Below are 6,709 nucleotides of genomic sequence, written 5' to 3' on the forward strand. Positions count from 1 at the left end.
GTGAAATCAGTTGTCAAACTGTAGCGAGCGTACTTTCAGCACCAGCCGGCGGCCGATTACTGTTTGCCGTAAATCGGCGGCTTCCAGTTTTTGGGCAGGCGTCCCTGGGGACGAACACCGTAAGCATCTGCAGAAATCGGATGATCCTCAGCCTGTTCTAAAGGCAGATCGTCTGGCAGATGCTTGATTTTGAAATCCTTGTATTGAATTTTCATCTTCGGTCCAACGTGTACCTGAACGGCCAGCACACCTTCCAGTGCCCGACCTTTGGGATCGAGGTCGATCAGGTCCGCAGTCTTGTGACCGTCAATCCAGTGTTCATGATGATTGCCACGCACCAGCACCCGGAAATCATGCCATTCGTCAGGGGCGAATGTTTTGACGGGCATCTTACCAACCACCCAGGGCTGACCATCGGATGCGATGATGACTTTCTCACCGGTGTGCGAGAGAATTCGACGTCCCTTCTCCTCATACAGCATACCATTGTAATTCGGATTATTGGCCACCACATCACATTGATAGCCGGTTACGATATCCAGTCCGAGATCGGGGCGAGAGGTTCCCCTATACTGAATCCCGCTGTTGCCCCCTTCTGTCACTTTCACTTTGACTCGTAAGTCAAAGTTACGAATTGTGGAATCTTTCCAGGTAATGAAACGATTCATCTTCAGAGAACCATCCGTTTTCCCCGTCAGAGCCCCTGCTTCAACAGACCAGTATTGTGGATCGCCGGTCCAGTGCCGTAGGGTTTTGCCGTCGAAGACACTGACAAAACCATCGTTGTCCGCGCGGGCGCCAACGGCTGCAGAAGCGACCGGATACGGAACCGTGGAATCTCGGAATCCACCGCGCAGTGGATCCAAAGGGCCTCCCAGTTCTTTAACTCGCTCTGTCGTGCGATCTCTGAGCGCCTGAAGCTGCTCTGCATACCTGGGATTTCCCACCAGGTTGACCAGTTCATCTGGATCTGACTCCAGATCGTGCAAATACTCGTAGTTATCATGATCAAAGTAACGCACGTATTTCAGGTTTCCGTCACGAATTCCTTCGAAGGCCGGAATGCGATTGCGTACTGCGAAGTGTTCATGGAATGTTTCAGTCCGCCAGTCGGCTGGTTTCGCTCCCTTCACGACGGGCTGGAGACTCTGTCCCTGGTACCGTTTCGGAACGTCCACGCCAGCCCAGTCCAGAAACGTTGCAGGCAGGTCAAGATTCAGCGCCAGTGCGTCAGTCACTTTGCCCTGTTCTTCTTTCGGAACACGGGGATCCATGACAATCAGTGGTACCTGGAGTGCATTCTCATAGTGTGACCACTTTCCGGCAAAACCGCGATTGGCCATGTAGTAGCCGTTATCAGCCGAATACACGATGATTGTGTTATCAGCGAGCCCGGCTTCTTCCAGTGCTTTCAGGAACCGACCGATTGCTCCGTCGATACCGCTGACCATGCGGTAGTAAGCCCGCATGTTTGTCTGATATTTCTGAGGCGTATTCCAGCGCCAGAAATAACGTTCCCGATTGATCGTGGTCTGCAGGAAATTCGGTTGTGCATTGAAGATCTCAGGATCTCCCAGACGAGGTGGCGCGATTTCAATGTCTTCATACATACCATCGACAGTCCGCGGCCAGGGAAAGTGTCCAATTCCGGGACGTCGGTCGCTGTCTTCTGCGTGACAGGCATTGAACCACAGGTTTAAGGCGAATGGTTTCCCCTTGGGCTGCGATTTGACGAAATCGATTCCGCGATCAACGATTAATTCGGTCTCATGCCGCAGGCTGCCATCCGGTTGCTTCTTGTAGTATGGATTGCGGCTGATCGCTTCGAACTCATCGAAGTGCGCTTCCCGCTTGAAATCTTTCGGCATCTTCGCATGCCATTTCCCATAGAAACCGGTTCGATACCCCTGCTCTCTGAGCAGATCTGTATACAGCGTCTGTACCGCGTCGGGTCGTGCCTGTTCCGGATTAGCGGGAGTTCCGTAACTGCGTCCCGTTAATCCGGTCAGAATTGTGGTCCGACTGACCCAGCAGATTGCCTGGCTCACGTATGCTTTTTCAAAACGAGTGCCCCGTTTAGCGAGTTCATCGATGTTGGGCGTCTGGATTACCTGATTACCATAACAGCCAACCGTGCTGGTGGTTTGATCATCGGCGAAGAAAAAAACAATGTTTGGTCGCTCTGCTGCTTCCGATTTTCCCAAGGAGAGTAAAAGCAGAGCAGTCAGCAGAAGTAAACTTTTGAATTTCCCAATCATGAGGTTCATTTCCAGACTCGCGCCAGAGTCACAGGGAGCATGTGAGGTTTGATCGTGTTGCAGACAAACCGGGCTCAGTTTCAGAAATTTTACGGGGAGATAATCTACCGGAATGAAATAAGTGGTCCCCTTAGTTTAACCGGACAAGCAGGCAAAGGCGACAGTTGAGCAGGAATTTCCTGAGGGGACGTCACCTTCTTAAACAACGTTCACTATCTCTGAAACTCAGCCCTCAGTTTTCAGACAGGGAATTACGGGGATTGATCAATGCCCAGCTCAAGGTTGCGCCCAGATAGATTCCAGCAAAGAGGTAAAGTACCAGATTCCACTCCGGTACCGGCATTTCTTTGATATAGGTGAATAAGGCGCCCACGGCGATGGGTGAGAGATAACCGCCCACGACGCCTGCCATATTCACAATCGCGATAATGACCGATGTATGTCTGCCTCCCAGATCCATCGATGTTACCCAAATCGCCGGATTCCCCATGCCGGAAAGAAACGTTCCACAGGAAATCAGGTAGACGGCATCTTCAGCAGGGACCTGACTGGCCAGTAGAATACAGACTGCACAGATCAGCGCGGATCCGGCACTGAGCAGCGAACGGCTGAAGTATTTATTGCCCGTCCATTGATAAATCAGATCGATCAGACGGCCTCCCGCCAGGGTCCCCAACACGATACTTGTCAGTGGCAGCATCGCCAGCAGTCCTGCTTTCTGCACAGATGCGCCACTGGACTGCTGCAGGTAAGCGGGAAACCAGGTAATGAAAAATGCGTATCCAAACGCCCGGAAGACGGACTGCAGACAGAACAGCCAGAGACTCGCATTAGAGACCATTCGTATGAATAACTGACGAATCGGCGGCGAGCTTGTTGCCTTATTTTCTGAGACGGTATTCCTGTCCGCTGCGTTAATCAGTTCCACTTCAGCATGATTCGTCTTTGGGTGGTCCTGGGGACGATCGCGGAACAACAGGAAAAAGAGTAACATCCAACAGACAGAGAACAGACTGAACAATACCAGGGGCAGACGCCAGCCCAACGGGTCGACCAATGCGGCAGTCACCCCTGTGGCGATGATACTCCCCACGGACATAAAACTGCCCATCAGAGAACTGGCTGTTCCGCGTTTCGCTTCGGGAATCCAGTTCTTAATCACTTGTGCCGAACAGGGAACCATACCGGCCTGTGCCAGTCCCAGTAACAGACGTGAAAACCAGATCAGTCCGAATGAAGCTGCCAGGGCCGTTAACAGATTCGCAATGCCTGCTGTCAACTGGAGCAAAGGTAACGCCAGCCGATTTCCCAGCTTTTGTCCCAGTATGCCTCCCGGAATCTGAAACAGGAAATAACCAGCATAAAAAGCAGCCAGCACGCGTCCCATCTGCAGATCATCCAGACTGAGATCCTGCTGAATCGTAGTCGCCAGAGGAGCCAGTCCCGCGCGTGGCAGATAGGCCAGTAGAAAACCACTGCTTAAACCAGCCAGTACCAGATAACGCACCCGGGTTGGCCTGGAATCATTCAGGGAGAAGCTGTCTGCTGAAGAATCCATCAGTGATATTTTCACTCCACTACAGAGGCTGAGTATTTCTTCCCATCGCCTCTCTTATCAGTGACCGGTTCAGGCTGAGCGCAGTTCATGCTTCTTCATGATGGCACATTTGGCTTCGGGAAAGCAATTAAAAAACCTTCTTATCAAAAAGCCTGTTGTCAGTTTTCCTTCTCCAGATACGTGAACTGCCGGATCAAATCCGCTACTATGAATTCCAACCACATAGACTTGCTTCAGCGTTCCTTATTCAAGAGCAACTAATATGAAACCAATTCTTACACTCGGTTTACTGGTCTGCCTGCTGACCGGTAACCTTCTGGCAAACGATCAGAAACATCCTAATATTGTTGTCTTCCTGGCAGATGACCAGGGCTGGGGAGATGTCAGCCATAATGGCAACACAAATCTGCATACTCCGAATATTGATTCGCTGGTAAAAGAGGGGGTGCGGTTTAATCACTTTTATGTAGGCGCCGTCTGTGCTCCCACACGAGCCGCCTTTCTCACCGGGCGTTACCATGCCCGCACCGGAACGACCGGGGTGTCCAAAGGGGAAGAACGCTTCAATTCCGATGAATTTACGGTGGCCCAGGCGTTCAAGGCAGCCGGCTATGCGACCGGCGCTTTTGGCAAATGGCATAACGGCACTCAATATCCGAATCATCCCAATGCCAAAGGCTTTGATGAGTATTACGGATTCACTTCAGGACACTGGGGACACTACTTCAGCCCCATGCTCGATCACAATGGTACGTTTGTGAAAGGTGAGGGATACATTACCGATGACCTCACCAGCAAAGCGATTGCGTTCATCGATCAGCAGGTGAAACGCGACAAGCCGTTCTTTACCTATCTGCCTTACTGTACTCCTCACTCCCCTATGCAGGTCCCTGACGAATACTGGGATCGTTTCTCAGATAAAAAGCTGAAGATGCATCATCGCGACCCGGAGAAAGAGCAGTCAGATCATCTCCGCGCTGCGCTGGCCATGTGTGAAAACGTGGACTGGAACGTCGGACGTGTCTTGAAGAAACTGAATCAACTCGGAATCGAAGATGAGACCATCGTGCTCTACTTCTCCGATAATGGCCCCAACGGTTTTCGCTGGAACGGGGACATGAAAGGCAAGAAAGGTTCACTTGATGAAGGCGGTGTGCGCTCTCCGTTTGTGATCCGCTGGACCGGACATATCCCCGCAGGACGTCAGGTGAACCAGGTTGCAGGTGCGATTGATCTTCTGCCGACCTTGACCGATCTGGCTGGGATTAAACGTCCCGAACCAAAGCCGATTGACGGCGTGAGCCTCAAACCATTGATCATGGGGGACGCCAATTCCTGGCCGAACCGGATGATCTTCTCCAGCCTGCGTCAGCGAGTCAGTGTTCGTACCGATCAGTATCGGCTCTCTGAGAAAGGACAACTCTATGACATGACTCAGGATCCCGGCCAGCGGAAAGATATCGCCGGTGAACGGCCTGAAGTTACTCAGAAGCTCAAACAGGCAGTCAAAGACTGGAAAAAGTCAGTCTGGCCCCAGGGCTACCCCAAAGATAGCCGCCCTTTCCTGATTGGTTACGGCGGCGCGAAATCGACTCAACTGCCTGCCCGTGATGCCATTTCTCACGGTGAGATCAAACGTTCGTCCCGGCATCCCAACTGCAGCTTCTTCTATAACTGGACCAGCCCACAAGACAGCATCACCTGGGATGCAGAAGTGGTTCAGGCAGGCACCTACGAGGCGATACTCTATTATACCTGCCCTACAGCTGATATCGGTTCGACCGTCGAACTGAGTTTCAAAGACAGTCACCTGACAGGCAAGATAACTGAAGCGCACGATCCTCCTCTCGTTGGTGCAGAACAGGACCGGGCGCAACGATCAGAGTCCCTGGTCAAGGATTTTCAGCCACTGGTCCTGGGGAACATCCAGCTTCCGAAAGGGACTGATGAGTTGACCCTGCGGGCGCTTGAGATCCCCGGCAAGCAGGTGATGGACTTTCGTCTGCTGATTCTAAACCGCATCGATTAACAGAGTCTGATCTATCGACGCCGATTGACTCGGACGCGGAAGGAAACTCTGTTTTATGACTGGAATCATCCCGTTCTCCCAGTCATAATGCTGCCTGACAACCGTTTTCTGGCTATTTTTAAAACACTTTACCTGATGGATAAACTATGAAAGTTCAACTGACACTCACAGCGTTTTGCCTCGCACTCCTGATGAATATCACAACCTATGCTGAAGACAAGGGCTTCAAACCACTGTTTGATGGTAAAACTCTTGACGGCTGGGTCCAAAAAGGTGGGACGGCCAAATATGAAGTCGTCGATGGCACGATCGTCGGCACTTCGGTCCCTAAAACCCCCAATAGTTTTCTGTGTACCGATAGAAATTATGGTGACTTTGAACTCGAAGTCGATTTCAAAGTGGATCCGCTGCTGAACTCGGGAATCCAGATTCGCAGCAATGTCCATGACGATGACAGAACTATCGTCTACAAAGGTGAAGACGGCAAAGAGAAGAAGAAAAAAATTCCCGCCGGTCGTGTACACGGCTATCAGGTAGAAATCGATCCCTCCGATCGCGCCTGGTCAGGCGGAATTTATGACGAAGCACGTCGTGGCTGGTTAAATAACCTGGCTGATAACAAGGCAGCACAGAAAGCCTTCAAGCAGAATGAATGGAATCACTACCGCATCGTCTGCAAAGGAGATTCTATCAAAACCTGGATCAACGGCGTCCCTGCTGCAGATCTCAAAGATGGTCTCACTTCTGAAGGCTTTATCGCCCTGCAGGTACATGGTGTTGGTAACCATCCTGAAAAAGTCGGCAAGCAAGTCAGTTGGAAAAACATCAAAATCAAAGAACTGAAATAGTTCATAAGAACAATTG

At 51.3% G+C, this 6,709-nt stretch carries 4 protein-coding genes; 2 read left to right on the plus strand and 2 right to left on the minus strand.

Annotation, left to right across the window (positions count from 1 at the left end):
- Positions 1 to 56 precede the first annotated feature (56 nt).
- A complete protein-coding gene (locus HG66A1_RS15750; RefSeq protein WP_232106582.1) occupies positions 57 to 2,258 on the minus strand; it encodes a sulfatase-like hydrolase/transferase in 2,202 nt (733 codons plus the stop codon).
- Between the two features lie 232 nt (positions 2,259 to 2,490).
- The gene (locus tag HG66A1_RS15755; RefSeq protein WP_145185799.1) at positions 2,491 to 3,816 is read right to left on the minus strand and encodes an MFS transporter; all 1,326 of its coding nucleotides are present in this window, start codon (positions 3,814 to 3,816) and stop codon (positions 2,491 to 2,493) included.
- Positions 3,817 to 4,078: 262 nt separating this feature from the next.
- On the opposite strand from HG66A1_RS15755, the gene HG66A1_RS15760 reads away from it, so the two are divergent.
- Both HG66A1_RS15760 and HG66A1_RS15765 read left to right on the plus strand, forming a co-directional pair.
- Positions 4,079 to 5,845, plus strand: coding sequence for an arylsulfatase (locus tag HG66A1_RS15760; protein WP_145185802.1), 1,767 nt, complete (start codon positions 4,079 to 4,081; stop codon positions 5,843 to 5,845).
- 146 nt (positions 5,846 to 5,991) lie between these two features.
- Complete coding sequence (locus HG66A1_RS15765) at positions 5,992 to 6,693, plus strand: DUF1080 domain-containing protein (RefSeq protein WP_145185804.1); 702 nt, start codon at positions 5,992 to 5,994, stop codon at positions 6,691 to 6,693.
- The last annotated feature ends 16 nt before the right edge of the window (positions 6,694 to 6,709 follow it).

The organism is Gimesia chilikensis (genome assembly GCF_007744075.1).
Classification (GTDB): Bacteria; Planctomycetota; Planctomycetia; order Planctomycetales; family Planctomycetaceae; genus Gimesia; species Gimesia chilikensis_A.

Excerpts from the sequence above, each read along its gene's own strand:
- HG66A1_RS15750 (WP_232106582.1), bottom strand. The coding sequence starts at position 2,258 with ATGATTGGGAAATTCAAAAGTTTACTTCTGCTGACTGCTCTGCTTTTA.
- HG66A1_RS15755 (WP_145185799.1), bottom strand. The coding sequence starts at position 3,816 with ATGGATTCTTCAGCAGACAGCTTCTCCCTGAATGATTCCAGGCCAACC.
- HG66A1_RS15765 (WP_145185804.1), top strand. The coding sequence starts at position 5,992 with ATGAAAGTTCAACTGACACTCACAGCGTTTTGCCTCGCACTCCTGATG.
- HG66A1_RS15760 (WP_145185802.1), top strand. The coding sequence starts at position 4,079 with ATGAAACCAATTCTTACACTCGGTTTACTGGTCTGCCTGCTGACCGGT.